At 73.9% G+C, this 26,323-nt stretch carries 28 protein-coding genes; 19 read left to right on the top strand and 9 right to left on the bottom strand.

The genetic code is table 11. The features are described from left to right. The 7 genes from BN344_RS21025 to hpf all read left to right on the top strand — a co-directional run. On the top strand, positions 1-124 hold a 124-nt coding region (locus BN344_RS21025), incomplete at its 5' end, for an excalibur calcium-binding domain-containing protein (protein ID WP_166518219.1). A 195-nt stretch (positions 125-319) separates the two neighbouring features. Further along, the gene (ahcY, locus tag BN344_RS10045) at positions 320-1,816 is read left to right on the top strand and encodes an adenosylhomocysteinase (RefSeq protein ID WP_051515772.1); all 1,497 of its coding nucleotides are present in this window, start codon (positions 320-322) and stop codon (positions 1,814-1,816) included. A 160-nt stretch (positions 1,817-1,976) separates the two neighbouring features. After that, positions 1,977-2,684 carry an MtrAB system response regulator MtrA gene (gene mtrA, locus BN344_RS10040; RefSeq protein WP_040339051.1) on the top strand — a complete coding sequence of 236 codons (708 nt, stop codon included), beginning with the start codon at positions 1,977-1,979 and terminating at the stop codon, positions 2,682-2,684. Positions 2,685-2,841: 157 nt separating this feature from the next. Continuing rightward, positions 2,842-4,479 (top strand): MtrAB system histidine kinase MtrB, encoded by a 1,638-nt coding sequence (mtrB, locus tag BN344_RS10035; protein ID WP_231486707.1) that lies wholly within the window; start codon positions 2,842-2,844, stop codon positions 4,477-4,479. Continuing rightward, positions 4,476-6,218, top strand: coding sequence for an LpqB family beta-propeller domain-containing protein (locus BN344_RS10030; RefSeq protein ID WP_040338407.1), 1,743 nt, complete (start codon positions 4,476-4,478; stop codon positions 6,216-6,218). Before mtrB ends, BN344_RS10030 begins: the two co-directional genes overlap by 4 nt. An 88-nt stretch (positions 6,219-6,306) precedes the next feature. Continuing rightward, positions 6,307-7,080: a ComF family protein gene (locus BN344_RS10025; RefSeq protein ID WP_051515769.1), complete on the top strand. Its 774-nt coding sequence runs from the start codon at positions 6,307-6,309 to the stop codon at positions 7,078-7,080. Positions 7,081-7,152: 72 nt separating this feature from the next. Then, on the top strand, positions 7,153-7,842 hold the full coding sequence (gene hpf / locus BN344_RS10020; protein ID WP_051515768.1) for a ribosome hibernation-promoting factor, HPF/YfiA family: 690 nt from the start codon (positions 7,153-7,155) through the stop codon (positions 7,840-7,842). 34 nt (positions 7,843-7,876) lie between these two features. On the opposite strand, the gene BN344_RS10015 is transcribed toward hpf, so the two are convergent. Further along, the gene (locus BN344_RS10015; protein WP_051515767.1) at positions 7,877-8,425 is read right to left on the bottom strand and encodes a GNAT family N-acetyltransferase; all 549 of its coding nucleotides are present in this window, start codon (positions 8,423-8,425) and stop codon (positions 7,877-7,879) included. A gap of 10 nt (positions 8,426-8,435) precedes the next feature. Beyond that, a complete protein-coding gene (locus BN344_RS10010) occupies positions 8,436-8,828 on the bottom strand; it encodes a pyridoxamine 5'-phosphate oxidase family protein (RefSeq protein ID WP_040338406.1) in 393 nt (130 codons plus the stop codon). Between the two features lie 81 nt (positions 8,829-8,909). Here BN344_RS10010 and secA point away from each other — a divergent pair, with 81 nt between their 5' ends. Next, the gene (secA, locus tag BN344_RS10005; RefSeq protein WP_040339046.1) at positions 8,910-11,882 is read left to right on the top strand and encodes a preprotein translocase subunit SecA; all 2,973 of its coding nucleotides are present in this window, start codon (positions 8,910-8,912) and stop codon (positions 11,880-11,882) included. 109 nt (positions 11,883-11,991) lie between these two features. Here the strand turns inward: secA and BN344_RS10000 are convergent, their stop codons facing one another. Together BN344_RS10000 and BN344_RS09995 are read right to left on the bottom strand one after the other, a co-directional pair. Continuing rightward, positions 11,992-12,561: an Rv3235 family protein gene (locus BN344_RS10000; protein ID WP_040338405.1), complete on the bottom strand. Its 570-nt coding sequence runs from the start codon at positions 12,559-12,561 to the stop codon at positions 11,992-11,994. 52 nt (positions 12,562-12,613) lie between these two features. Further along, positions 12,614-13,408 (bottom strand): LysM peptidoglycan-binding domain-containing protein, encoded by a 795-nt coding sequence (locus tag BN344_RS09995; RefSeq protein WP_040338404.1) that lies wholly within the window; start codon positions 13,406-13,408, stop codon positions 12,614-12,616. Positions 13,409-13,505: 97 nt separating this feature from the next. Here BN344_RS09995 and BN344_RS09990 point away from each other — a divergent pair, with 97 nt between their 5' ends. Next, positions 13,506-14,075: a hypothetical protein gene (locus tag BN344_RS09990; RefSeq protein ID WP_040338403.1), complete on the top strand. Its 570-nt coding sequence runs from the start codon at positions 13,506-13,508 to the stop codon at positions 14,073-14,075. 36 nt (positions 14,076-14,111) lie between these two features. Here the strand turns inward: BN344_RS09990 and BN344_RS09985 are convergent, their stop codons facing one another. Next, positions 14,112-14,381, bottom strand: a complete 270-nt coding sequence (locus BN344_RS09985) for a helix-turn-helix domain-containing protein (RefSeq protein WP_040338402.1) — start codon at positions 14,379-14,381, stop codon at positions 14,112-14,114. Between the two features lie 198 nt (positions 14,382-14,579). Between BN344_RS09985 and BN344_RS09980 the strand changes: the two genes are divergently transcribed. The 5 genes from BN344_RS09980 (at position 14,580) to BN344_RS09960 (ending at position 19,329) form a co-directional block, all read left to right on the top strand. Continuing rightward, the gene (locus tag BN344_RS09980) at positions 14,580-15,350 is read left to right on the top strand and encodes an SAF domain-containing protein (protein ID WP_040339045.1); all 771 of its coding nucleotides are present in this window, start codon (positions 14,580-14,582) and stop codon (positions 15,348-15,350) included. After that, the gene (locus BN344_RS09975; RefSeq protein ID WP_040338401.1) at positions 15,350-16,645 is read left to right on the top strand and encodes an AAA family ATPase; all 1,296 of its coding nucleotides are present in this window, start codon (positions 15,350-15,352) and stop codon (positions 16,643-16,645) included. The genes BN344_RS09980 and BN344_RS09975 overlap by 1 nt, the downstream gene beginning before the upstream one ends. Positions 16,646-16,715: 70 nt before the next feature. Next, positions 16,716-18,095, top strand: coding sequence for a WS/DGAT/MGAT family O-acyltransferase (locus BN344_RS09970; RefSeq protein ID WP_040338400.1), 1,380 nt, complete (start codon positions 16,716-16,718; stop codon positions 18,093-18,095). 96 nt (positions 18,096-18,191) lie between these two features. Beyond that, positions 18,192-18,704, top strand: a complete 513-nt coding sequence (locus tag BN344_RS09965) for a DUF6912 family protein (protein ID WP_040338399.1) — start codon at positions 18,192-18,194, stop codon at positions 18,702-18,704. Positions 18,705-18,819: 115 nt separating this feature from the next. After that, entirely contained in the window at positions 18,820-19,329 is a 510-nt protein-coding gene (locus BN344_RS09960; RefSeq protein ID WP_040338398.1) for a MaoC family dehydratase, read from the top strand. 28 nt (positions 19,330-19,357) lie between these two features. Here BN344_RS09960 and BN344_RS09955 read toward each other — a convergent pair whose 3' ends face one another. Further along, positions 19,358-19,771, bottom strand: coding sequence for an NUDIX domain-containing protein (locus BN344_RS09955; RefSeq protein WP_040338397.1), 414 nt, complete (start codon positions 19,769-19,771; stop codon positions 19,358-19,360). A gap of 117 nt (positions 19,772-19,888) precedes the next feature. On the opposite strand from BN344_RS09955, the gene BN344_RS09950 reads away from it, so the two are divergent. From BN344_RS09950 to BN344_RS09935, 5 genes are all read left to right on the top strand, one after another. Then, on the top strand, positions 19,889-20,512 hold the full coding sequence (locus tag BN344_RS09950; RefSeq protein ID WP_040338396.1) for a DUF6758 family protein: 624 nt from the start codon (positions 19,889-19,891) through the stop codon (positions 20,510-20,512). Positions 20,513-20,685: 173 nt separating this feature from the next. Beyond that, a complete protein-coding gene (locus BN344_RS20260; protein ID WP_166518218.1) occupies positions 20,686-20,844 on the top strand; it encodes a hypothetical protein in 159 nt (52 codons plus the stop codon). Between the two features lie 84 nt (positions 20,845-20,928). Further along, positions 20,929-21,555 (top strand): PH domain-containing protein, encoded by a 627-nt coding sequence (locus tag BN344_RS09945; RefSeq protein ID WP_040338395.1) that lies wholly within the window; start codon positions 20,929-20,931, stop codon positions 21,553-21,555. A 49-nt stretch (positions 21,556-21,604) separates the two neighbouring features. Further along, entirely contained in the window at positions 21,605-22,462 is an 858-nt protein-coding gene (locus BN344_RS09940) for a PHP domain-containing protein (protein ID WP_040338394.1), read from the top strand. Between the two features lie 35 nt (positions 22,463-22,497). Next, entirely contained in the window at positions 22,498-23,364 is an 867-nt protein-coding gene (locus BN344_RS09935; RefSeq protein ID WP_040338393.1) for a RecB family exonuclease, read from the top strand. A 7-nt stretch (positions 23,365-23,371) separates the two neighbouring features. Here the strand turns inward: BN344_RS09935 and BN344_RS09930 are convergent, their stop codons facing one another. The 3 genes from BN344_RS09930 to BN344_RS09920 all read right to left on the bottom strand — a co-directional run. Beyond that, a complete protein-coding gene (locus BN344_RS09930) occupies positions 23,372-24,241 on the bottom strand; it encodes an oxygenase MpaB family protein (RefSeq protein ID WP_040338392.1) in 870 nt (289 codons plus the stop codon). Beyond that, positions 24,238-25,152, bottom strand: a complete 915-nt coding sequence (locus tag BN344_RS09925) for an alpha/beta fold hydrolase (RefSeq protein ID WP_040338391.1) — start codon at positions 25,150-25,152, stop codon at positions 24,238-24,240. Before BN344_RS09925 ends, BN344_RS09930 begins: the two co-directional genes overlap by 4 nt. Positions 25,153-25,215: 63 nt before the next feature. Next, the coding region (locus BN344_RS09920) for a PQQ-binding-like beta-propeller repeat protein (RefSeq protein ID WP_040338390.1) at positions 25,216-26,323 on the bottom strand (1,108 nt) is incomplete at its 5' end.

Raw genomic sequence — 26,323 nt, 5'->3', positions numbered from 1 at the left:
CGCGCCGTCCTACGCCAACTGCACGGCGGTCAAGGCCGCCGGAGCGGCCCCGATCCGGGCCGGGGACCCCGGCTGGGAGCCGAAGTTCGACCGCGACGGCGACGGCGTGGGCTGCGAATCCTGACCTTCGGCCCCGCCCAGAGGCTCGCCCCGAGCGCGCGAGGGGTGAGGAGGGCTGGGTCCTTCGTCTATCCTGGGGAACGGCACGAGCCCCGCCGAAGCCTCGGCATGCTCGCTCTCCCCGGGATCGGGGATCGAAGCGACCCTGCATCCGACTGCATCGCCCGGCCGGCGCGCCGGGCACCACCCTGGAGCTTTCATGACCGCCAGCACTGGCACCCGCACGTTGACCACCCCCACCGGCGAGGCCGACTACAAGGTCGCCGACCTCTCCCTCGCAGGCTTCGGCCGCAAGGAGATCCAGCTCGCCGAGCACGAGATGCCCGGCCTGATGGCGCTGCGTGCCGAGTACGGCGACGCCCAGCCGCTGGCCGGCGCGCGCATCGCCGGCTCGCTGCACATGACCGTGCAGACCGCCGTCCTCATCGAGACCCTCACGGCGCTCGGCGCCGACGTCCGGTGGGTGAGCTGCAACATCTTCTCCACCCAGGACCACGCCGCCGCGGCGATCGCCGTCGGCGACGGCACGCCCGAGCAGCCGAACGGCGTCCCCGTGTTCGCCTGGAAGGGCGAGACGCTGGAGGAGTACTGGTGGGCCACCCAGCGGCTGTTCGAGTTCCGCGACGAGAGCGGGGACGTCATCGGGCCGAACATGGTCCTCGACGACGGCGGTGACGCCACCCTGCTCGTCCACCTCGGTACCCGCTTCGAGGCCGACGGCGCCGTTCCGGACACCACCGACGCCGACTCCGAGGAGTACGCGGTCATCCTCGACACCCTCCGCGGCACGATCGCCCAGGACGGCTCGTACTGGACCCGCATCGGCCAGGGCATCAAGGGCGTCACCGAGGAGACGACCACCGGTGTCATGCGGCTCTACGAGCTCGCCCGCGACGGCCGCCTGCTCTTCCCGGCGATCAACGTCAACGACTCGGTCACCAAGAGCAAGTTCGACAACCTCTACGGCATCCGGCACTCGCTGGTCGACGGCATGAACCGCGCCACCGACGTGATGATCGGCGGCAAGGTGGCCGTCGTCTGCGGCTTCGGCGACGTCGGCAAGGGCAGCGCGGAGGCGCTCCGCGGCCAGGGTGCCCGCGTGATCGTCACCGAGATCGACCCGATCTGCGCCCTGCAGGCCGCGATGGAGGGCTACGAGGTGGCCACCCTCGATGAGGTCATCGGCAAGGCCGACATCATCATCACGACCACCGGCAACAAGGACATCATCACCGCCGACCTGCTCGGCCGGACCAAGCACCAGGCGATCATCGGCAACGTCGGGCACTTCGACAACGAGATCGACATGGCCGGCCTGGCGAAGACCCCGGGCGTCGTCCGGACGACGATCAAGCCGCAGGTCGACGAGTGGCGGTTCGAGGACGGCCACACGATCATCGTGCTCTCCGAGGGCCGCCTGCTGAACCTGGGCAACGCCACCGGCCACCCCAGCTTCGTCATGAGCGCCTCGTTCTCCAACCAGGTGCTGGCCCAGATCGAGCTGTGGAACAACCGCGCCGCCTACGAGGGCAAGGCGCCCACGGTCACGGTGCTGCCCAAGAAGCTCGACGAGCACGTCGCGCGGCTGCACCTGCCCGCGCTCGGCGTGCAGCTGACCGAGCTGACCAAGGTGCAGGCCGACTACATCGGCGTGCCGGTCGAGGGCCCGTACAAGAGCGACCACTACCGCTACTAAGAGTCGAAGGACCCCGTCCCCCTCACCCCTCGCAAGCTCGGGGCGAGCCTCTGGACGGGGCCTTTCCGGCTGGCTGTTCCCGCACGTCAGGTAGGTAAGGAGAGCGGCTCACCCGGATGGGTGGGCCGCTTTCCTTGCTCCACAGCGCAGAATGGGCCTCGTGCCGCCAACCGCTCCCCAGAACGGGCCCAGCCGAGGCCGTGTCCTCGTCGTCGACGACGACGCCGCCCTCGCCGAGATGCTCGGCATCGTGCTGCGCCGGGAGGGCTACGAACCCGCGTTCGTCTCCGACGGCAATCGCGCCGTGGGGGTCTTCCAGCAGACCCGCCCGGACCTGGTGCTCCTGGACCTGATGCTGCCCGGCCGCAACGGCCTGCAGATCTGCCAGGACATCCGCACCCAGTCGACCGTCCCCATCGTGATGCTCACGGCGAAGGGCGACACGATCGACGTCGTCCAGGGGCTGGAGGCCGGGGCCGACGACTACGTCACCAAGCCGTTCAAGCCGGTCGAGCTCGTCGCGCGCGTGCGGGCCCAGCTGCGCCGGGGCGAGACCGGCCAGGCCGAGAGCCTCGCGATCGGTGACGTGCAGATCGACGTCCCGGCCCACCAGGTGACCCGCGACGGGGTGCCGGTCGCGCTGACCCCGCTGGAGTTCGACCTGCTCGTCGCCCTGGCCCGCAAGCCGCGCCAGGTCTTCACCCGGGAGCTCCTCCTCGAGCAGGTGTGGGGCTACCGGCACGCCGCTGACACGCGCCTGGTGAACGTCCACGTGCAGCGGCTGCGCGCGAAGATCGAGAAGGACCCGGAGCGGCCCGAGATCGTGCTGACCGTGCGCGGCGTCGGCTACAAGGCCGGCCCGCCGTGAGCGGGCCCGCAGGATCCGGACATCGCGGGAACGGCTCGGGCCTCCCCGCCTAGGGCGCCCGTTCCGGAACAATGGCCCCGTGACCGCCACCAGAACGCCTCCGGCGGACACCGGCACGGCCGGCCCGCCCGAGCCCCGGCGTCCTCTCGGGAGTGGCGTGGCGGTGGTCGCCCGGAGGCTGCGCCGGCGAGGCGCCGCCCTCAGTCGGCACATCCAGGCGGTGACCCGGCCGTGGGCACGGCGTGCCCTTCATGCGTGGCGCTCGTCGCTGCAGGTGCGCATCGGCGCCATCACCATGGTGGTGGCCGGCACCGTTGTGATCATCGTGAGCCTGGTGCTGTTCAGCCAGATCCGCGACCAGCTGCTCTCGGTCAAGCGGCAGGCTGCCGTGGACCAGGCCCAGGTCGGCGTGCGCTACGCCCAGGGCGAGGTGGCCGGCATCGCGACCGGTGACCGGTCGACCGTCCGCTCGACACTGGACCGCACCGTGAACCAGTTGCGGCAGCGGGGCGGCGCGGCCGGCGACTTCGACGTCGTGATGATCTACCGGACCGGCGACGTCGAGATCCCCGGCCCGAGCCGGCCCTACATCTACCAGGCGCTCCCCGATGACCTGCGCGCCGACGTCGACGCGGGCACCCAGTCCTACAAGTACGACGAGATCCCGGACGAGACCGGGGATCCCCGGCCCTCGCTGGTGGTCGGCTCGCCCGTCAGCGGCGGGACCGTCGGCGTCGAGCAGATCGAGCTGTACTACATCTTCCCGCTGGCCCAGGAGGCGGAGAGCCTGTCGCTGATCCGCAGCACCGTGGTGATCAGCGGCCTGGCCCTCACCCTGTTCGTGGTCGGGATCGGTGTGCTGGTCACCCGGCTGGTGGTCGATCCCGTGCGGCGGGCCGCCGGGACCGCCCAGCGCCTGGCGGAAGGGCAGCTGGAGGAACGCATGACCGTGCGGGGCGAGGACGACCTCGCCCGGCTGGCCACCAGCTTCAACGCGATGGCGGACAGCCTCCAGCGGCAGATCACCCAGCTGGAGGGGCTGTCCCAGCTGCAGCAACGGTTCACCTCCGACGTGTCGCACGAACTCCGCACCCCGCTGACCACGGTGCAGATGGCCGCCGACGTGCTGCACGAGGCGCGGGAGGGCTTCGCGCCGCACGTGGCCCGGTCCGCCGAGCTGCTGCGCGCGGAGCTCGACCGCTTCGAGGGCCTGCTCACCGACCTGCTGGAGATCAGCCGGTACGACGCCGGGGCCGCCGTGCTGGAGGCGGAGTCCACCGACCTGGGTGCGCTGGTGGCACGGGTGGCCGCGGGCATGTACGCGCTGGCCGGACGGCACGGGTGCGAGCTGGTCGTGGAGCGCCCCGACGAGGACGTCATCGTCGAGGTGGACGGGCGCCGGGTCGAGCGGATCCTGCGCAACCTCGTCGGCAACGCCATCGAGCACGGCGCCGGCCACCCGGTGGAGATCACGCTGGCCGCGAGCCGCAGCGCCGCCGCGGTGACCGTGCGGGACCACGGCGTGGGGCTGACCTCGGCCGAGGCGCAGCACGTCTTCGACCGCTTCTGGCGCGCCGACCCCTCCCGCGTGCGCAGCGTCGGCGGGAGCGGGCTGGGGCTGTCCATCAGCCTCGAGGACGCGCGGCTGCACGGGGGCTGGCTCCAGGTCTGGGGCCAACCCGGCTCCGGCGCCCAGTTCCGGCTCACGGTGCCCCTGACCGTCGGCGGCGAGCTCAGCAGCTCCCCGCTGCCGCTCCGGCCGGTCGTCGTGCGCCGCCCGGGGAGCCCGGGATGAGGCGGCGGGCGGGACTTCCGGCGCTCGGCGCCGCGGTGCTCCTGGGGCTGACGTCGTGCTCCATCGTGCCGACGTCCTCCCCGACGGTCCCCATCACGCAGGCACCGGAGCGACCGGCCCGGGATGTCGGCATCCCGCTGCTCTCACCGGCGCCCGGCGCGACGCCCGAGGAGATCGTCCGCGGGTTCATCGACGCCTCGGCGAGCGGCGTGCGCAACCACCCCGTCGCCCGGGAGTACCTGACTCCCGAGGCGGCCAGGTCGTGGTCCGACGCCGCGAGGATCACGGTCATCGAGTCCGACTACGCGGCGGTCGCCACCGCGGCGGGCATGGTCCAGGTCACGGCGCAGGCGGTCGGGACGGTCGACGCGCGCGGGTCCTTCGCCGTCGCCACGGGCAGTTCGGAGTCCTTCACCCCCGACTTCCAGCTCGCGGAGGTGGACGGTGAGTGGCGGATCGCCGATCCGGACGACGGGCTGATCATGCTGCGGCTCGACTTCGAGCGGCTGTACGACGCGGTCGACGCCTACTTCCTCGACCCCACGGGGCAGGAGCTGGTGCCCGACCCGCGCTACCTCATCGGCGGGGAGGCCCAGCCGACGGCGCTGGTGGAGCGCCTTCTCGAGGGGCCCTCGGCGACGCTGGTCAACGCTGTGCGCAATCCGCTCCAGGGGGCGCAGCTGGCCCGGCGGGTCAGCGTCGAGGGGCAGACGGCGCTGGTCGACCTCACGGACGTGGAGGTGGACCCCGCGACGGAGCTCTGCGAGCTCTGCGCCCAGTTGACCTGGTCCCTCACCCAGCTGGAGGCACCCCGCATCCGTTCGGTGACGATCAGCGTGGACGGCGAGCCCGTGGAGTTCGAGGGTGTTCCCGCGCAGCAGACCACCGAGGACTGGCAGATGTTCGACCCCTATGCCGCGCCGGTGGACGCGGTGGGGCACTACCTGCAGAACGGCCGCCTGCGCACCGTCGACGACGAGGACGCACCCGGCCCGGCCGGCACCGGGTTCTACGGCCTCACCTCGGCCGCGGTGTCCACCGACGCCCGGAGCGGGGAGCTGACCTACCTCGTCGGGGTGCGCCCCGAGCAGTCGGGCGAGAGCCTGTGGGCCGGCCGCTACGGCGGCGAGCTCCAGCTGGTGCAACAGGGCGGCAGCCGGACGCTGAGCGCACCGACGGTCGCCCGGACGCTCCCGGAGGCCTGGGTGGTGCGCGACGGCTCCGAGGTCGTCCGCGTGGCGGAGTCGGAGCCGGTGGTCCAGTCGGTCAGCGTCCCGTCGTTGGCGGCCCTCGGGCCCGCACAGGTGATCGAACTCTCCCCGGACGGGGTCCGGGTCGCCATGATCGTGGCCGACCTGGAGGGTGCCGGTGCGCGGCTCCGGGTGGGGACGGTCCGGCGCGATCTCGGAGAGGTCTACGTCCGCGACCTCCCCGAGGTGGCACCCGGCCTCTCGTCGGTCGTCGACGTGGCCTGGCGCTCCAGCGGCGAGCTGTGGGTGCTGGCCGGCGACCCGGGGGACGAAGCGCCGTACTCGCTCGGCGTCGACGGCTGGGGGCTGAAGCGGGAGCGGAACGCGGGCCTGCCGGCGTCCCCGACCTCGCTCGGAGCCGCGCCGGGCCGCCCACCGCTGGTCGTCGCCGACGACACGCTGTGGCAGTGGTCGACGGGGGGCACCTGGGTGACCCTCGTGCGGGGGCGGGAACCGATCCGCGGGTCGGCGCCCTTCTACCCCCTCTGAGCTCCCGGCCCCTGTGCACCGCCGGTCGTCATCCACATACGGGGGAGCGACCTGCCGTTCCTGAGCGGACGCGGCCACGCTGTGACGGATGGGCGGTTCGGGATGGTCCGCGCTCGTGGACCTCGTGCTGCCGCGGACCTGCGCCGGGTGCGGGCTGCCCGGCCGCCTGCTCTGCCCGCGTTGCGCCGGTCTCCTCGCGCGCCCGCACCTGGCGACGCCGCGACGCTTCCCCGAGGGCTTCCCGCCGACGGTCGCCGCCGGCGCTTACGAGGGGCCGGTGCGGCCGGCGGTCCTCGCGTTCAAGGAACGCGGTCGGGCCGAGCTGGCCCGGCCCCTGGGGACGGCGCTGGCTCTGGCCGTCGCCGCGGTGGTCGCGGCCGTCCCGGGCCCGGCGCCGGAACGGGTGCTGCTCGTGCCGGTGCCCGGCTCCGCCGCCGCGCTCCGGGAGCGGGGGCGTGACCACGTCCGCGAGCTGACGGCGCACGCGGTCCGGGAACTGCGAGCGGCGGGGCTGCCCGCTGACTCCTGCCGGTCGCTCCGCCGCCGCGGACGGGTCCGTGACTCCGCGGACCTGTCGGTGGCGCAGCGCCGGGCCAACCTGGCCGGCACCTTCGCCCTGGCGGACGGTGCGCGTCCCGCTGCCGTCGACGAGCTGATCGTGCTGGTCGACGACGTCGTCACCAGTGGCGCCACGCTCACCGAGGCGGGCTCGGTGCTGGCCGCGCTGGGGCGGCCGGGCGGCCCTCCGGTCCTCGGAGCGGTCGTCGCCGCGACCCCGAGGGAGCCCGCCCGCGCACGTCGGATGAACCCTCCGCGCAGGCCCGACGGACCCCGTCCCGGGTCGTTCCGGGGATCCCGCTGATCGACTGTCGTGACCGCGCCGGAGGGACTAGCGTCGAAGCGACCCAACGCCGGATTCTCACCGGGAGGTCTCATGGAGATCGTCGTACGTGGTCGCAATGTCGAGGTTCCCGAGCACTATCGCCAGCACGTCGAGGACAAGGTCGGTTCCACGGACCGCTTCGACGGCAAACTGAAGATGCAGCGCATCGACGTGGAGCTCTTCCACGAGAAGAACCCGCGCCAGTCGGACAACTGCCAGCGGGTGGAGATCACCCTCCGCGGCAAGGGGCCCGTCGTCCGGGCCGAGGCAGCCGGGCCGGACTTCTACGCCGCCCTCGACCAGGCCGTGGCCAAACTCGACAACCGGCTGCGCCGGGCCGCCGATCGCCGCCGCGTGCACCACGGACGGCGCACCCCGGCGAGCGTCCGGATGGCCGACAGCGGGGTGCTCGACACCGCCGCCCTCGTCACCGACAACGCGCGACCTGCCGAGCCCGAGCTCGACGGCACTCCCTACGGGGCCGACCCGGACGAGCACCTGCCCGGCCGCATCGTGCGCGAGAAGCACCACCCCGCCATCCCCATGACCGTCGACCAGGCGCTCCACGAGATGGAGCTGGTCGGCCACGACTTCTACCTGTTCCAGTGCGCCGACACGGGGCAGCCCACGGTCGTCTACCGCCGGCACGCCTACGACTACGGCCTCATCCGGCTCGCGCCGGTGTCCCAGGACGGCACCGCGCAGACGCCGTCCGCCGTACCGGAGCCGGTCACCGTCTGACCGGGCGGGGCGCGGCCGCCGGCCGCGCCCCGCGTCAGTCGTCGGGGAGCCGGGAGAACAGCGCCGCGTCGCCGCGGCTGCCGTCCCGGTACTCCAGGCAGGACCGCACCACGCCCTCATGGGTGAAGCCCGCGCGCCGGGCCGCCGCCTGCGAGGGGATGTTGTCGACGTCGGCCATCAGATGCACCCTCGGGGCGCCCAGCCCCAGGCCCCAGTCGGCCAGTCCACGGGCCGTCTCGGCGGCGTACCCGTGGCCGCGTGCCCAGGGCGCGATCCAGTAGCCCACGGCTGGACCGAGCAGGCCCTGGCGCAGGTGCAGGCCGGCAGACCCGACCAGTTCGCCGTCGGCCTCCACGGCGACGATCAGCGCCCTGTGCTCGGCCCGCTCGGCGGCAGTGGTCTCGATGAATTCGAGCGCGTGGGCTTCGGTGTAGGGGACCGGGATCGTCCCGATCCACCGCTGGATGCCGGCGTCCTGGCAGGCGCGGTACACCGGGTCGACGTCGTCGGCACGGTAGGGGCGCAGCACGAGCCGTCCGGTGCGCACGACCTCCGTGGGCAGGTCGATCAGGGACAGATCCACCGGCTCATGATCAGGCGTTGCCGAGCACCCGGTCGACCGATATCTCGAGCACGACGCGGGCCGGGTTCTCCCGGGGTGTGCGGTAGCGCCGGGCGTAGCGCTCGACGGCGTCGGCCACCGAGACGGCGTCGTCGCGGACCACCGCCGTCCCCTCGAGGGTGAGCCATCGGCGGCCGTCCACCTGGCAGACCGCGACGCGGGCCTGCCCCTGCCGCACGTGCCGGGCCTTGGCGGAGCTGCCCGAGGTGATGACGCGGGCGGTCGCGGTGGTCGGGTCGAAGGTGACCCCGACCGGGACGACGTGCGGGCTGCCGTCGGGACGCAGCGTGGTCAACGTGGCCAGGTGGCGCTCGGCCAGGAACGCCAGCGCATCGGGGCCGAGGTCGTGCGGATCGCGGGACACCCCGGGAGGCTAGAGGAGTTGCTGGGGCGGTTCGGACCGGAGACGGGCCACGTTCCCGGGCGGCACGCCTACGCTGGGGCCGTGGTGTTCCAGAAGATCCTCCGCGCCGGCGAGGGCAAGCAGGTCCGACGACTCTCCAAGATCGCTGATGCAGTCGAGTCGCTGGCCGACGACTACACCGACCTCACCGACGCGGAACTGCGGGCCAAGACCGACGAGTTCAAGGAGCGGTACGCCGACGGCGAGTCGCTGGACGAGCTCCTGCCCGAGGCCTTCGCCGTCGTCCGCGAGGCCTCGTCGCGCACCCTCGGCCAGCGGCACTACCGCGTGCAGCTCATGGGCGGCGCGGCGCTGCACCTGGGCAACATCGCCGAGATGAAGACCGGTGAGGGCAAGACCCTCACCGGTGTGCTGCCGGCGTACCTCAACGCCCTGACCGGCAACGGCGTGCACGTGGTCACCACCAACGACTACCTCGCCTCGCGCGACGCCGACTGGATGGGCCGGGTGCACCGGTTCCTGGGCCTGAACGTGGGCACGATCGTCTCGGGCCAGGCGCCGGCCATCCGCCGCGAGCAGTACGCCTGCGACATCACCCACGGCACCAACAACGAGTTCGGCTTCGACTACCTGCGCGACAACATGGCGTGGAGCAAGGCCGACCTGGTGCAGCGGGGCCACCACTTCGCGATCGTCGACGAGGTCGACTCGATCCTCATCGACGAGGCGCGCACCCCGCTGATCATCAGCGGCCCCGCGGAGACCAGCGCCAAGTGGTACGGCGAGTTCGCCCGCATCGTGCCGATGATGAAGCGCGACGTGCACTACGAGGTCGAGGAGGCCAAGCGCACGGTCGCCGTCACCGAGGAGGGCGTCGAGTTCGTCGAGGACCAGCTCGGCATCGACAACCTCTACGAGGCGGTCAACACCCCGCTGATCGGCTACCTGAACAACGCGCTCAAGGCCAAGGAGCTGTTCAAGAAGGACCAGCAGTACATCGTCACCAACGGCGAGGTCCTCATCGTCGACGAGTTCACCGGTCGCGTGCTCTCCGGTCGCCGCTACAACGAGGGCATGCACCAGGCCATCGAGGCCAAGGAGAAGGTGAAGATCAAGGACGAGAACCAGACGCTCGCCACGATCACCCTCCAGAACTACTTCCGGCTCTACGAGAAGCTCTCCGGGATGACCGGCACGGCCCAGACCGAGGCCGCCGAGCTGCACCAGACCTACAAACTGGGCGTCGTCCCGATCCCGACCAACCGGCCGATGATCCGCGAGGACCAGTCCGACGTCATCTACAAGACGGAGAAGGCCAAGTTCGACTCCGTCGTCGACGACATCGCCGAGCGGCACGAGAACGGCCAGCCGGTCCTCGTCGGCACCGCCAGCGTCGAGAAGTCCGAGCTCCTGTCGAAGTTCCTCCTGCGCCGGGGCATCCCGCACGAGGTCCTGAACGCGAAGAACCACGCCCGTGAGGCGGCGATCATCGCGATGGCCGGTCGGGCAGGAGCGGTCACCGTCGCCACCAACATGGCCGGCCGCGGTACCGACATCCAGCTCGGCGGCAACGCCGAGTTCATCGCCGACGAGGCGCTGCGCGCCCGCGGGCTCTCCCCGGCCGAGACGCCGGAGGAGTACGAGGCAGCCTGGGACGAGGCGCTCGAGACAGCCAAGGCGCAGGTCAAGGCGGAGCACGAGGAGGTCGTCGAGGCCGGCGGCCTGTACGTGCTGGGCACCGAGCGGCACGAGAGCCGCCGCATCGACAACCAGCTCCGCGGCCGTTCCGGCCGGCAGGGCGACCCGGGGGAGTCGCGGTTCTACCTCTCCCTCGGCGACGACCTCATGCGCCGGTTCAACGGCCCGATGCTCGAGTCGATGATGAACACCCTGCGGGTGCCCGACGACCAGCCCATCGAGTCGAAGATGGTCAGCCGCGCGATCCGCTCGGCGCAGACCCAGGTGGAGCAGCAGAACTTCGAGGTCCGCAAGGACGTCCTCAAGTACGACGAGGTGCTGAACCGCCAGCGCACCGTCATCTACGACGAGCGCCGGAAGGTGCTCGAGGGCGCCGACCTGCACGAGCAGCTGCGCGGCATGTGCGACGACGTCGTCAGCGCCTACGTCGACGGGGCCACCGAGACCGGGTACGCCGAGGACTGGGACCTCGACCAGCTGTGGACGGGGCTCAAGGCGCTCTACCCGGTGGGGCTGACGGTCGAGGAGCTCCTCGACCGGGTGGCCGGCGGCGACCAGACCGAGCTCTCCGCCGAGGACCTCAAGTCCGCTCTGCTCGAGGACGTGCACAACGCCTACGAGGCGCGGGAGACGGCGCTCGGCTCCGAGGTCATGCGCGAGCTGGAGCGGCGCGTGCTGCTCAGCGTCATGGACCGCAAGTGGCGCGAGCACCTCTACGAGATGGACTACCTGCGGGCCGGCATCCACCTGCGCGCGATGGCCAACCGCGACCCGGTCGTGGAGTACCAGCGCGAGGGCTACGACATGTTCAACGCGATGCTCGACGGCATCAAGGAGGAGTCGGTCGGCTTCCTGTTCAACCTCGAGGTCAAGACCAAGGAGGAGCAGGCGGCCGAGGCCAAGGCCAAGCAGGACGAGGCGGAGGCCAAGGCCCTGGCGGCGGCCCAGGAGGGCACCGCGCGGGTGCTCGCCCGGCAGGCGGCGGAGGCACAGGCCGCCCAGGCGTCCGGCTCCGCGGCGGCCGCTCCGACGGCACGGCGCACGGGGACGGCGCGGAAGTCCGAGCCGGCCGCCGCGACCGGGGCGCCGACCGGAGCGCCGGCCGGTCCGACGCCGTCGGCATCGGGCACCGGGCCGGAGATCTCGGTCAAGGGCCTCGACGAGGCGCGGCGCGCGCCGGAGAACCTCACCTACTCCGCGCCGAGCTTGGACGCCTCGGCCAAGGACGGCGGCCGGACCAAGGCGGCCAAGACGGCGACGGTGAGCGGCACCAAGGAGACCCCGCGCAACGCGCCCTGCCCGTGCGGTTCGGGCAAGAAGTACAAGCAGTGCCACGGGGCGGCCGGCGCCAACTAGGCGCGACGAGCCGCTCCCGCGACGCCCCGCCGACCACCAGGTCGGCGGGGCCAGAAGGACCCCGTCCCACTCACCCCTCGCAGGCTCGGGGCGAGCCTCCGGACGCGGCCTAACCGATCTGCAGGGCGGTGCAGCGCCAGCGGCCGTCGACGCCTTCCAGGCGGGCGGCCACCGCGTGCGCCCGCCCTCCGCGGCGGGCGACGGCGCTGACCTCGGCCACGCCGTCGACGGGTTCGCAGACGTGCACGGGTCCCACGAGCAGCGGGGCCGTGCCCTCGGCGCACCAGCGCGGGGGCCGGCGGCCGGACAGTGCGGCGAACAGCCCCGGCGAGGTGACCGGCTGCAGCTGAGTCACCGGCCGGCGGCCGGAGAGGGCCTCGAGGGCGAGGGTCAGCACTCGGCGGCCGGCGTCCCCTGCCGGGGGCAGATCGTCCCTGGCGGACCAGGCGGGCCCGAACTCGTCCTGTCGGGCGAACGCCGAGGCGGCGCTCCGGGGTCGTGGGCCGGGCCGGTGCGGCGGCCGGGGCACGGCGACGCCGGGGAGGACGAGGCGCACCGGCAGCCGCTCGTCCTGCAGAGGTGGCTGGGGCGTCGCCACGCGGACGAGCCGCAGGGACGGGCGCGACGGAGCGGAGCCGTCGGTGGCCGGTGGAGCGGGTGGGTGGACGGGCACGGTCATGGCGGTCTCCCGGATCGAGGGGGCGGAGGCGACGGTCAGCGGGTCAGGCGGCTCAGGGCGGCGGCCGGAGCACCTGGCCGGGGAGGAGCAGGTCCGGGTCGGACCCGATGACGGCCGCGTTGGTGAGCCACCACGCGTGCGTGGCCCGGGCGGTCTCGCCGTCCGTGGGGGTGCGGCCCAGACGGGCGGTCAGCTCGGCGGCGGCGATGTCCCACAGGCAGTCACCGCGGAGGACGACGTGCGCCCCGGGTGCGGGAGCGTCCGGCCCGGACGGGACGGTCGGTCCGTCCGAGGGCGGGCTGTCGACCCCGGGGACCGCGGGCCAGTCGGGTACTCGGGCACCGCCTGAGGACGGGGTCGCCTCGCCCGCGTCCTCGCCGGCCGGCCACTCGGGCAGCGCGCCGACGTCGGTGCCGGGGGCGGTCGGCCACTCGGGCACCGCCAGTGGTGCGGCCCCGGCGGCCGCGGCCGGAGCCGTGGCGATCAGCAGGGTCGTGCCGGCCATCGGAGCGGCGACGCCGAGCCCCAGACCGAGCGCGAGGGCGGCTCCGCGACGGGCTCCTGCGGGAAGGACGCCCCGGGTGAGCACGTCGGCGGCCGCGCCCAGTGCGCCGGGGAGCGCGGAAGCGGCGGTGAGCAGGAGACCGAGCGCGCCCCAGGCCCACACGGTCCAGGCCAGCAGTCCGACGGCGGCGAGCACGAGGGTCTCCGCTCCGGCGGCGTCCGTCATCCGCTGGGCGGCGAGGACGGTTCCGGTCATCTCCGGGAACGAGGGCGTGAGCAGCGACAGGGCGAGCCCGACGCTGCCCGTCGTCGCGGCGGTCCCCACCAGTCGGCGGCCGGTCATGACTACTCCCTCCACTCGGTCGTCGACAACTAAAGCAACCAAACGCAACCAAACGCAACCATCAACAGGGATCTACGCTGCACGCGGAGGTGAGGACATGCGGTGGCAGCAGTTGTTCGCCGACCTGGAGGCCCGGTTCGAGGCCGAGCAGGAGGCGGCCGAGCGAGCGGAGTCGTCGTCCCGGGCGCGGGTGGAGGTGGGCGCGCTGCGCCTGGCCGACCGCCTCCGCGGGGCCGTCGGATCACCGGTCGTGCTGCTCTGCCGGGGAGCCGGACCGGTCGCCGGCGTCCTCGTCGACGTGGGCTCCGACTGGGTGCTGGTGGCCGACGACCGGGGCCAGGAGTGCCTGATCGCCTCGTCCGCCGTGCGCGCGGTCAGCGGGCTCGGCCGGCGGACGGCGGTCGCGGAGGAGGCCGGCCCGGTCCGGGGACGGCTGGACCTGCGCCGCGCGCTGCGCGGGCTGGCGCGCGACCGCGCCGCGCTGCACCTGGTGCTGGACGACGGGACCGTGCTGGTCGGCACGATCGACCGCGTGGGCGCGGACTACGTGGAACTGGCCGAGCACTCCGCCGACCTGCACCGGCGTGCGGAGGCGGTGCAGGGGGTGCGCGCGGTCGTCATCGACGCGGTGGCCCTGGTCCGCACCACGACGCCCGGGCTGGATTAGCTCACAGGTCCTCGGCGACCCGACGCGCTGGACGGGTCAGCGGTCGGCGGGTGCCGTATCGGCTGTCGTGTCGGCAGCCGGCTCGGCGTCCTCGGACTCGGCGGGGGGCACCGTGCCGGCGCGTGCCTCGGCGTACTTCTGCTGGATGAAGCGCTCGAGCTCGTCGGTCTCGACCCGCCACTGGCCGCGGCCGCCGATCTGGATGGCGATGAGCTCCTTGCGGCGCACCAGGGCGTACGCCTGCGACCACGAGACGTTGAGGATCTCGGCGACGTCGTCCAGCGTCAGGAAGCGGGGCGTGGGCATGAGGTCCTCTCCGTCCGGTGCCGCCAGTCTGTCAGCCGCACCGGTGACCCGTGTCCGTCATCCACACCCGAACGTGTGGATGACGGCAGCGGGCACCTGCTCCCATGACGCATCATCTGCACCCGAATGCCGTCATGTCGCGTCGACAGCGGGCGACGCGCCGCGTCGCGCTCGACGCACTCGAGAGGTGACCGTGCTGTGACCGCCGTCCGTCCTGCTCCGTCACCGACGGCTGCGACCGGCCTCCCGGCCGGACCGACGCCGCGCCGCGTCCGGCCGCCGCGCTGGCTGGACCTGAGGCTGCTGCTCGGCGTGCTGCTGGTCCTGGGATCCGTCCTGCTCGGTGCCCGGGTGGTGGGTGCGGCGGACGCGACGGTCCCGGTGTGGGCCGCCGCCGGTGACCTCGCCGCCGGAACGGAACTGGACGGCGACGACCTGGTCGCTGTCGACGTGCGACTCGACGACGCGGCCGACGCCTACCTCTCGACGGGTACGCGCCCGGAGGGCCGGACGCTGGGCCGCGCCGTCCGTGCAGGGGAGCTGATCCCCGGATCGGCGCTCGAGGAGCCGGCCGAGCTGGTGCAGGTGGCGCTCCCCGTCCAGGCGGGGTACGTGCCGCCGGGGCTGCAGCGGGGTGAGCTGGTCGACGTGTACGCCGTCGCCGATCCGGCCGTGGGCGCCACGACGGTCACCGGCGGCGAGGTCACCCTGGTCGTCGAGCGGGCACCGGTGCAGGCGTTGTCCGGTCGGACCGACGGTGTGCTGTCCACCCCCACGACGACGGTCCAGGTGGTCGTCTCCGTCGCGGCGGACGAGGCGGCCGACGTGCTCGCCGCCATCGGTGGTCGTCCGCTGGTCGTCGTGGTGCACACGTCGGTGGACGCCGGGTCGGAGGGCCCGGGCCGCGTGCCGTCGGCCTCGTCCGGCGGTGCGTCCGCGACCACGTCGCCGGCAGGACCGACGGGCTGATGGCCGTCCAGGTGTTCACCGCCGTCACGGGGGCGTCGTGGGAGTCCACTCTCGTGGGCGCGCTGGACCGCTCCGACCACGGGGTCACGGTGGTCCGGCGGTGCGTCGACGTGTCGGAGCTCCTCGCGGCCGCCGCGACCGGGACCGGGCAGGCGGCGCTGCTGTCAGCGGAGCTGCGGCGGCTCGACGGGGACGCCGTGGCCCGGCTGACCGCCGCCGGTGTGGCCGTCGTGGGCCTGGTGGAGCCGGGCGACGAGCGGGCCGCCCAGCGGCTGCGCCAGCTCGGCGTCCCGTACGTGCTGCCCGCGGACGCGGACGCGGAGGTGATCGCACGGGCCCTCCGGGAGGCGGTCGCCGGGGTGCCGTCCGTGTCCCGCGACGTGGCCGATCTCCGCGCGGCCCTGCCGGCGCTGGGGGTGCCGGAGGTCGAGGACGAACGGCCGGCCGGTCGTGGCCGGCTCGTGGCGGTCTGGGGGCCGACCGGCGCGCCGGGGCGGACGACCGTCGCGGTGGGGCTGGCCGACGAGGCGGCCCGGCTGGGTGTGTCCACCCTGCTGGTGGACGCCGACGTCTACGGCGGCGTCGTCGCCCAGGTGCTGGGACTGCTGGACGACTCGCCCGGACTCGCCGGGGCGGCACGCCAGGCGAGTGTCGGGACGCTGGACGCGGCGGCGCTGGTGCGCCTGGCGTGGGCGGTGCGCCCGCACCTGCGCGTGCTCACCGGTCTGGCGCGTGCCGACCGGTGGCCGGAGCTGCGTCCGCACGCGGTGGCGACGGTGCTGGAGGAGGCCCGGCGGCTGGCCGAGCTGACCGTCGTCGACTGCGGGTTCAACCTGGAGGACGACGAGGAGCTGTCCTTCGACACGGCGGCACCCCGGCGCAACGGCGCCACCCTGGCGGTGCTGGAGGCCGCCGACACCGTGCTGTGCGTGAGCGGCGCGGACCCCGTCGCCCTGCAGCGCAGCGTGCGGGCGCTCGACGACCTGCGCGAGGCGCTGCCCGAGGTCGAGCCGGTCCTGGTCGTCAACCAGGTGCGGCGGGGGCCGGTCCCCGGTGACCCGCGCCAGGAGATCGCCACGGCCGTGGCCCGCTTCACCGGCCGCGAGGTGGCGCACTTCCTGCCCGCCGACCGCCGGGCGACCGACGCGGCGCTCGCGGCGGGGCTGACGCTGGCCGAGGCCGCTCCCGGTTCACCGCTGCGCGCCGCGCTCCGGGCTCTCGCCGCCTCGGTGGCGGACGTGACCGAGCCCGCGAACGAACGCCGTGGGCTACGGCGGGCCCGCCGGGCCGACTGACCGCCGACGTGCCCGCGCCCGGTCCGCCGTCGTAGCGTGTGCACTCGGCCCCCGACCTGTGAGGAGTGCGATGGTCGAGCGGCTGAGCTCGCTGGACGCCTCGTTCGTCTTCCTCGACGAGCCCGGGACGCCCATGCACGTGGGCGGCCTGCTCGTGCTCGAGACGCCGCCCGGCGGACTGGACGCCCTGGCCGCGTTGATCGAGGCCCGGCTGGCGCTGGTGCCGCGCTACCGGCAGCGGGTCGCGGTGGTGCCGGGTCACCTGGCCAATCCCGTGTGGGTCGACGACCAGGACTTCGACCTGAGCTACCACCTGCGGCGGTCGGGTCTGCCACGGCCGGGGACCGAGGCTCAGCTGCTCGATCTCGTGTCGCGGTTGACCTCGCGTCCGCTGGACCGCAACCGCCCGCTCTGGGAGGCCTATCTGATCGAGGGTCTCGGCGGCAACCGGGTCGCGGTCATGACGAAGACGCATCCGGCGCTCGTCGACGGGCTCAGCGCCATCGACATCGGCCAGGTGCTGCTCGACGTCGACCCGGGGGCCGTGGCACCCGAGCCCGTGGACTGGCGGCCGGCGCGGGCGCCCGGTGGGACGGAGCTGGTCCTGCAGGCGCTGGACGAGTACCTGCGTCGTCCGTCAGCGGTCGTGGAGACGGTCCGGGCAGCCGTCGCCGACGTCGGCACCACGGCGGGGCGGGTCGGCAGCATCGCCGGCAGCATCGTCCGCACGGTGAGCTCGACCGTCCTCCCGGCGCCGCGGACCCCGCTCAACTCGCCCGTCGGCCGGCAGCGCCGGGTCGCGGTGGCCCGCGCCCGACTCGACGACATCAAGCGGATCCGCACAGTGCACGGCGGCACGGTCAACGACGTCCTGCTGACGGCGGTGACCGGAGCCCTGCGGGAGTGGCTGCTCTCCCGCGGGGAGCCCGTGGTCTCCGGCACCTCGGTGCGGGCGCTGGTGCCGATGGCGCTGCAGGAGGACGAGGCCGGGGCGGCACCCCGGGTGTCGTCGCGGTTGGTGGATCTGCCGGTGGGGGAGCCCAACCCCCGGGTCCGGCTCGCCCGCCTCGGCTACGCCATGCGCGGCCTCGGCGGGGGGCGGTCGAGGAGGTCCGCCGACCACCTGATCGCCCTGACCGGGTTCGCGCCGTCGACGCTGCACGCCCTCGGTGCCAGGGCGGCGCGCGGGCTCTCCCGCCGGATGTTCAACCTCGTGATCACGAACGTGCCCGGACCCCAGGTGCCGCTGTACGCCGCCGGCGGCGAGATGCTCGAGGTCTTCCCGGTCGTCCCCCTGGCGCGAGGTCAGGGGTTGGCGATCGGGATGACCAGCTACCACGGCACGGTGTTCTTCGGCTTCAACGCGGACCGGGACAGCGTCGGCGACGTGGACGTGCTGGCCGACCTGGTGGAGCAGCAGGTCGACGACCTGCTCGAGGCGGCCGGCTGACCGGCGGGCCACCGCCGGGGTCGCCACGACCGGCGCGGCGGTCCCGCCCCCGGCAGGGCTAGCGTCGGTTCCCCATCGATCGAGGAGGTACCCGGGGTGCGTGTGTACCTGCCGGCCACCACGTCCGTGCTGCGGACCCTGGTGGAGGAAGGCCGGCTGACCGGCCCCCACACGGCGTTCGCCGTCACGCCGCAGCTCCGTGAGTTCTACGAGCGCAGCGATCCGCGGGCCGACGTGGAGGAGCTGGAGTACGCCGCGCTGCTGACCGCCGCGCGGGCCAGCCTGCGGCTGCTCGACATCGACCCGGTCGCGATCCGGCGCCGGGTCGTCCTGGCCGCGGACGTGCCGGACGGCGAGGTGACCCCCATGGACGATCCGCACGTCGAGCGGGGGGCGGTGCGGGTGAGCGCCGACGTCCGCATGCAGGACGTCGCCAGTGCCCACATCGACGGCAGCGAGGCCGAGGACGACGTCCGGGCCGCGGTCAACGTCGTGCTGGAGGCCGACCTGGGCAGCGAGGACGCGCAGTTCGTCGTCGACCAGGCCGAAGGGCACGAGTTGGCCTGGTACGCCACGCAGGAGCTCGGGACGGCTCTCGAGCTGCTCTGAGTCGTCACCGGGACGCCTGATCGGGTCGACTCCGGGCTCCCGGCGGGTGCGGCGCCGGGCCGTCCGTAGGATTCGGGGCAGTCCAGGCGGGTCGGTCGAGGTCAGGAGTGAGCAGATGCAGTTCGGTCGGTACTACGAGGAGTTCGAGGTCGGCGCCGTCTACAAGCACTGGCCCGGGAAGACCATCACCGAGTACGACGACCACCTCTTCTGCCTGATCACGATGAACCACCACCCGCTGCACATGGACGTGAACTACGCGGAGAAGACCACCGACTTCGGCAAGAACGTCGTCGTGGGCAACTACATCTACTCGCTGCTCCTCGGCATGAGCGTCCCGGACGTCTCGGGCAAGGCGATCGCCAACCTGGAGATCGAGTCCCTGCGGCACGTCGCCCCGACGTTCCACGGGGACACGATCTACGGCGAGACCACCGTGCTGGACAAGACCGAGTCCAAGTCGAAGGACGACCGCGGCATCGTCCACGTCGAGACGATCGGCTACAAGCAGGACGGCACCGTCGTCTGCATCTTCCGCCGCAAGGTCATGGTGCCCAAGCGTTCCTACGGCGAGGCGCGCGGCGGCGAGCAGCCCGGCCGTCCGGAGCCCACGCCCCGCGGCTGACCGCGACGACGGGGGCCCGCTCGGCCGCTCAGCCGGGCAGGGCCCCCCACTGCCGCAACGTCTCGACCAGGCGCGGGGTGCAGGAGAGTCGGTCCAACGTGACGGCGTCGGCGAACAGCACGGCGTCGGCGTCGTCTCCCGCGACCGGTTCGGCCGCCGGGTCGAGCAGGGTGCAGACGACGTCGGTCACGTCGTAGACGACGCCGTCACCGGGGATGGTGAGCCGCCCGGCGACCGGGCCGGGGCGCACCGCCAGGCCGGTCTCCTCGCGGACCTCGCGCACGACGGCCTCCACCGGGGCCTCACCCGGCTCGATGCGCCCGCCGGGCACCGACCACATCCCGGCGCTCGGGGCGTGGCCGCGACGGATGACCAGCAGCCGGCCGGCCTCGTCCAGGACGACGGCTCCGACGCAGGGGACCACCGGGAGTTCCGTGGACATGGCACGCCACGCTACGGGGGAGCAGCCCGACCGGGCCGGCCCGGTCGATCGGCGTGCGCCCCGCAGTTCCTCGGCTGCGCTTGACGATTCCGGTCCGTCACTGGACGGTGATGCCCGATGAGCGCGTCCCCGGTCTGCCCCCGCTGCGGCGAGGAGTTGAGGGTCCGCCCCGGTGCCGCGGCGCAGGCCTGGTGTCACGTCCACGGCGCCGTCACGCCGCTGCACCACACCGTGCTGGTGGCCCACGACGCCATCGCGGCGGTCACCGCGGACGCGCGCGTGCCGGCATGGGTGCCCGACCCCATGCCCGCGGGCTGGTCGGTGACCGGCCTGGCCTGGGGCGGCGAGCCGGGGGCCCGCGCGATCGTCGTCGACACCGCCGGCCCCGCGCCGCTCGGCGGCTCGGCCGAGCTCGTGCTCGTGGCCGAGGAGCCGGGTACCGGCGTGGGCTGCGGCTATGCCGGCCTGTCCGGTCTGGATCCCGGAGACGTCATCGACGGCCCCTCGTCGGTGGCCGTCGAGGCGGCCGGGCAGCGCGCCCCGCTGTGGGCCGTCCCGACCACCGACGACCGGGCCGCGTTCGTGGGGGAGGCGTACGGGGTGTGGCTGTGGCTGGTGCTGTGGCCCATGAACGCCGCCTGGCTGCTCGCGGAGGAGCCGCGGCTCCTGGACCTGCGGGAACGCATCTATCCCGACCTGCCGCTCGGCCCGGCCAGCGAACACCTGCTGCCCGGCCGCTGAGCCGGCCGGGCCTCGCCGCGGCCCGCTCCGGTCATGATCGGCGCGTCGCGGGTGTGGCTGGCGGTGTCTGTGTTACCCATGTGACGAACGCGTCCGCCGCAGCTCAGGCGGGTCTTCCCACGCAGGCTCGGCGCTCCTTCCGGCCTGTTCGTTCGAGCCCCCCGGAGGTGGCGGTGAACCTCAAGAAGGTCCTCACCTGGTTGGTGATCGCCTTCGCCGTCTGGTACGTCATCCAGAACCCGGAGGACTCCGCCGACATGGTGCGCACCGCCGGAACGGCACTCGGTGACGCGGCGACGTCCCTCTCCGAGTTCGTCGGCTCCCTGGCCTGAGGTCCACGTGACCGAGCGTGCGAGGTCACGCAGGCACACAGCGCCTCCGGGCGCGTGGCCGACGAGCGCCGGCGAGGAGGGCACGTGACCGCGCCTCCCGCGCTCCCCGGCCGCGCGAGCAAGGACGCCGCCAAGTACCTGCTCGACGACGAGCAGGTGGTGCTGGCCACCCGGCGGCACTGGGCCGTCCTCGTGGAGCCGACGCTCCGCTTCCTGCCGGTGTTCCTCGCCGGCGGCTGGCTGTTCCTGCTCGATCCCGACAACGCGTTCACCAGCGTGGTGGGGCTCGTCGTGGTGCTCGGCTCCCTGGCCTACTACGGGCTGCGCGTCGGCGAGTGGTGGATGCGGCACTTCATCGTCACCCGGCGGCGGGTGCTGCTGACCTCCGGCGTCATCGTCCGCACCGTCACGCTGCTGCCGCTGCGCCGGATCACCGACCTCACCTGGGAGGAGACGTTCTTCGGGCAGATCCTCGGTTACGGCAGCTTCCGGTTCGAGTCCGCCGGCCAGGACCAGGCGCTGCGGCACATCACCTTCATGCCCGATGCGAAGGACGTGTACCGGGCGGTCAGCGGGCTGCTGTTCAGTGCCGACTGGGGCGGCGCGGCCGGAGGCGACGACGAGGGGAACCCCGATCCGCCACCGCCACCGCCGCTGCCACGGTCCGTGCCCGTGCGCCGGGACACCGAGCCCATCCCGCCGTCGGAGTGACCTCGCCCCGGCGCGTGCGGGCCGCCGGCGTGCGGCAGGGTGGGACCTGATGCGCATCGACCTGCACACGCACTCCTCGGTGTCCGACGGCACCGAGACCCCGGCCGAGCTGATGCGCACGGCGCGGGCCGCCGGGCTGGACGTCGTCGCGCTCACCGACCACGACACCACCGACGGGTGGGCGGCGGCGGAGGGAGCCCGCCCCGCCGGCCTGACCGTCGTCCCCGGCATGGAGCTGTCCTGCCGGTGGTTTCCCGACGACCAGCCCCCGATCAGCGTCCACCTGCTCGCCTACCTCTTCGACCCGTTGTCGCCGGCGCTGTCGGCGGAGCGGGCGCGACTGCGCGAGGAACGGCTCAGCCGCGGCGAGCGGATCGTCGACGCCCTGGCGGGTGACGGCTATCCCGTCGTGTGGGCCGAGATCGTCGAGGCCTCCGCCGGGGGGGTCGTCGGCCGGCCGCACGTCGCCCGCGCTCTCGTGCGCGCCGGCGTCGTCGAGTCGGTCGACGCGGCCTTCGCCACGCTGCTGCACCACCGCAGCCCCTACTACGTGACCAAGGCCGACACCGACGTGCGGCAGGGCATCGCGCTGGTCCGGGCGGCCGGGGGAGTGCCGGTCTTCGCGCACGGCCTGGCCACCAAGCGCGGCCGGGTGGTGGGTGACGACGCGATCGCGGAGATGGCGGAGGCGGGTCTGCTGGGTCTCGAGGTCGACCACCCCGACCACAGCGAGGAGGAGCGGCGGCACCTGCGGGGGCTCGCCGGCGAGCTGGGCCTGCTCGTCACCGGGTCGAGCGACTACCACGGCACGAACAAGACGACCCCGATCGGCGCCTGCACCACCGACCCCGGCCAGTTCGAGGCGCTGCTGGCCGCCGGGACCGGGGCCGCGCCGTTCCGCGACTGACGCGGAACCGTCGTCCCCCTGGCTACCGTGGCGGCATGCGCAACCCCTCGGACGCCGGGCAGGTGGTCCTGCCGGGCATGCCGCGCCGGCTGCTGAGGGCCTCGCCCACGTCGCTGTCGGACTTCTCCGACTGCCCACGCCGCTACCGGTTCGCCAACGTCGACCGTCCGCTGCCACCCCGCGGCCCGCGCTTCGCGCACCACAGCGTGGGGACGGCGCTGCACCAGGTGCTGGCCCAGTGGTACGACCTGCCGGTGGAGCGCCGCACTGCGGGGGCGGCCCGGCAGCTGCTGTACGCCGCCTGGTCACCTGTCGGCTTCCGCGACGACGAGCAGTCCGACCGCTGGCGGGCCCGGGCGGCCGGCTGGCTGACCGACTACGTGGCCGAGCTCGACCCCACGGTCGAGCCGCGGGCCCGGGAGCGGACCGTCAGCACGACCACCGAGCGCATGACGCTGTCCGGCCGGGTCGACCGCATCGACGAGCGCGGCGAGGAGCTGGTCGTCGTCGACTACAAGACCGGCCGGATGCCCAGCACCGACGACGAGGCGCGCGGCTCCCAGGCGCTCGCCCTGTACGTGCTCGCCGTCCGCCGGACGCTGCGCCGTCCCTGCTCGCGGGTGGAACTGCACCACCTGCCCAGCGGCACGGTGGCCGGGTTCGACCACACCGAGAAGTCGCTGGCCAACCACGCCCGCCGGGCCGAGGACGTCGCGATCGACATCCAGGCGGCCACGGAGGCCGTGACCGCCGGCCAGGACCCCGACGAGGCGTTCCCCGTCGTGCCCGGCCGGCAGTGCGGGTGGTGCGACTTCCGGCCCGCCTGCCCGGCCGGTCAGGCCGCCGAGCCCGCCCGCGAGCCGTGGAGCTTCCTCGCCGAGGAGGACGACCTCCCGGCCTGAGGTCCGCTCAGGCGCTGAGCCGCTGCGCGCCCACCCGCTCGAAGCCGGCCCACACGATCGGCGAGCGCTGGGCCCGTAGCGGCAGCCGCAGCACCGTCTGCCGGAACGCCTTGAGCGCCGGCGTGGCCGCGACGTCGGTGAGCGCGAGACCGGGCAGCGAGTACATCCGCCGCGCCCAGACCGGCAGCAGCGCGACCGCCAGCGAGGCCAGCCCGCCCCACGCGGGTTGCGCCGGGGTCAGGAAGCGCACCCAGGTCGGCATCGGCGGCAGCACGACGAGCCGGTAGGCGTCGCGGGCCGCCGGGGTCAGCGCCAGCGAGGGCCGCATCCGCTCGAAGTACGCCGCCAGAGCGGCCACCGAGTCGGGCACGTCGGCCGGGTCGATGCCGACCAGTCCGGCGGCGGTCACCTGCTCGGCGACGTACCTGTCGGCGTCGTCGTCGGTGAGCGGCACACCGGCGCGGCGGGCGACCGACAGCAGCGAGTCGACCTCGCAGCAGTGCACCCACAGCAGGAGGTCCGGGTCGTCCACCCGGTAGGTGCGTCCGGTGGTCTCCTCGGTCCCGCCCAGTCGCCGGTGGATGCCGCGCACCCGCGCGACGGCCCGCACGGCCTCCGTGCGGGTGCCGAACGTCAGCGTGTCGACGTAGGCCGCGGTGCGGATGAGCCGCGGCCACGGCGCCTCGGTGAACCCCACCGAGAAGCGCGCGACGCCGTCCATCGCGACCGGGTGCAGCGCCTGGAGCAGCAGGGCCCGCAGCCCGCCGACGGAGAACGAGGGGTCGGCGTGCACGCGCCACGTCACGCTGTCAGGCCCGAAGAACCCGAGGCGGTCCTCCTCCGCGGTCCAGTCGGTCCGGGAGGGCAGCCGGCTCACGAGCGCGCCGCGACGCCGGACCAGAAGTCGCAGAGCACCGCCAGGGTCCGGGCGGGGTTCTCGACGGCGGGCGAGTGGATGGAGTCCTCGACGACCTCGTGCCGCGCACCCAGCCGCCGGGCCATCTCCGCCTGCACGTGCGGCATCCACGCGTCGTCGGCCTCGCCGTGGAGCACGAGCACCGGCAGCCCGGTCGCCTTCAGCTCCTCGACCCGGTCCGGTTCGCCGAGCATCGCGTCGGCCATGCCCCTCAGCCCCGCCGCCGAGTTGCGCAGGAACCGGCGGGCGTAGAACTCCCGGGTGGGCGCCGGCACCGCCTGCGCCTTCGGGTCGGTCATCGCCAGCTGCTCCATCGTCTCGTGGACCAGTTGCACACCGCCGGCCTCGAGCAGCGGACCGAGGTGGTCGAGCAGCTCCGCCCGGCCGCCGGTGAGCTGGGCCGGGCCGGAGCCCATCAGCGTGAACGAGGTGAACAGCTCGGGCGCGGCCAGGACGGCGGCCCGGGTGACCAGCCCGCCGAAGCTGTGGCCCAGCAGGTGCAGCGGCCCGTCGGCCTCCGCCGCCAGCTCGCGGGCCACGACGACGACGTCCTCCGCGAGCTCGGCCACCGTGTAGCGGGCAGGGTCGTCCGGGCCCGGTGACTCGTACTGGCCGCGCTGGTCGATGGCCACGACCCGGTACCCCGACGCGGACAGCGGAGCCAGCAGCGGCGCGAAGTCCTCCTTGCTGCCGGTGTAGCCCGCGACCATCAGCACCGTGCCCTCGGCGCCCGGGCCGGTGTCCAGCGCCGCGAGGGGACCCACGCCGCCCTCGAACGTCCGCGAGGCGGCGTCGTGGTCGGCCAGCTGGCGCAGGTCCGTCGGGGCGACGGAGGGCGGGGAAGCGGACTCGGGAGCACCGGGCAGCACCATGCCCCCGAGTGTGCCCTTTCCCGGGACGTGGCCGCGACGGGCCACCCCGGTCGGGGGTCCGGGCTACCGGTAGCCGCGCACCTCGTCGTCCAGCCGGAGGACGACGACCGGCCCGATGACGGTCGCGACGCCGTCGGCCGGCACGGACGGGGTGGCCCAGCGGGAGAGTTCGGCGCCGGTGACCGCGTCGTGCAGGACGAAGCCCTCACCGGTCGGCACCACGACCGCGTCCTGGGTGACCGCCGGCGCACCGTTCGCCGGCGCGCTCCATCGCGGCTCGCCCGTGCCGGGGTCGATCGCCCACACGGTGTCGCCGACGTGCACGAGCGCCAGTCCGGCAGCCGACGCCAGTCCCGCGGATTCCCCGGTGTCTCCCGCGAGGGCGGTCCGGAAAGCGCCGTCGCCCGGGGCGAACAGTCGCGCCTCGCCGCCCACCCGGACGCCGATCAGCTCGCCGGCGCCCAGGAGGAGCGCCTCGTCGGCCCCGTCGAGGGGGACGTCGATCGTCCAGTGCTCGGTGCCCTCGAAGCCGTCGTAGAGGCGCAGCTGCACCTCGTCGGCGTCTTCGCACCGCTGCAGCACGGCGACGCCGGCGCTGCCGGCCGCCGCGTCCAGCCACCGGCACCCCTCGGGGGCGCCCGCGCGCCAGCGCACGTTGTTGCCGACGGGATCGAAGGTCAGGACCCCGGTCGGGCTGCTCGCCAGGACGATCCTCGCGGTCGAGGTGAGGACGGCGTCCCCGCGCAGCCCGAGGCTCCGGGTCCAGGCCCGCACCCCGGTCCCCGCGTCCAGGGCGACCGCCTCGTCGCAGCGCGAGGCCGTGCGGAACACCGCGACGGCGAGGCCGTCGGTGACGGTCAGCCCGCAGAGCCGGGCGTTGCTCCGGGTGTAGTGCCAGGCCTCCTCGCCGGAGACCACGTCGAGTGCGCGCACCCCGTGCTCGGAGCCGACGACGACCCGGCCCGCCTCGACGACGTCGGCCGGCAGCGGGCCGCCGTCGGCCGACCAGGCGGGCGAGACGGCACCGGCCGGCGTCCCGGGAGGGACGTCGGCCGGTGCCGCGGTCGTGCTCTCGGTGGCTGCCGCGTCGGAGCCGCGCCACAGCAGCGCGGCGACGACGGCGAGGGCCACGGTGGCCGCGATCCACACCCACACCCGCAGGGGCGGGTGG

It is taken from the genome of Candidatus Blastococcus massiliensis AP3 (assembly GCF_000582785.1).
In the GTDB taxonomy this organism is placed as follows: Bacteria; Actinomycetota; Actinomycetes; order Mycobacteriales; family Geodermatophilaceae; genus Blastococcus; species Blastococcus massiliensis.
The sequence above is the reverse complement of the archived record's forward strand: the minus strand, read 5'-3'. Positions and strand labels throughout refer to the sequence as shown.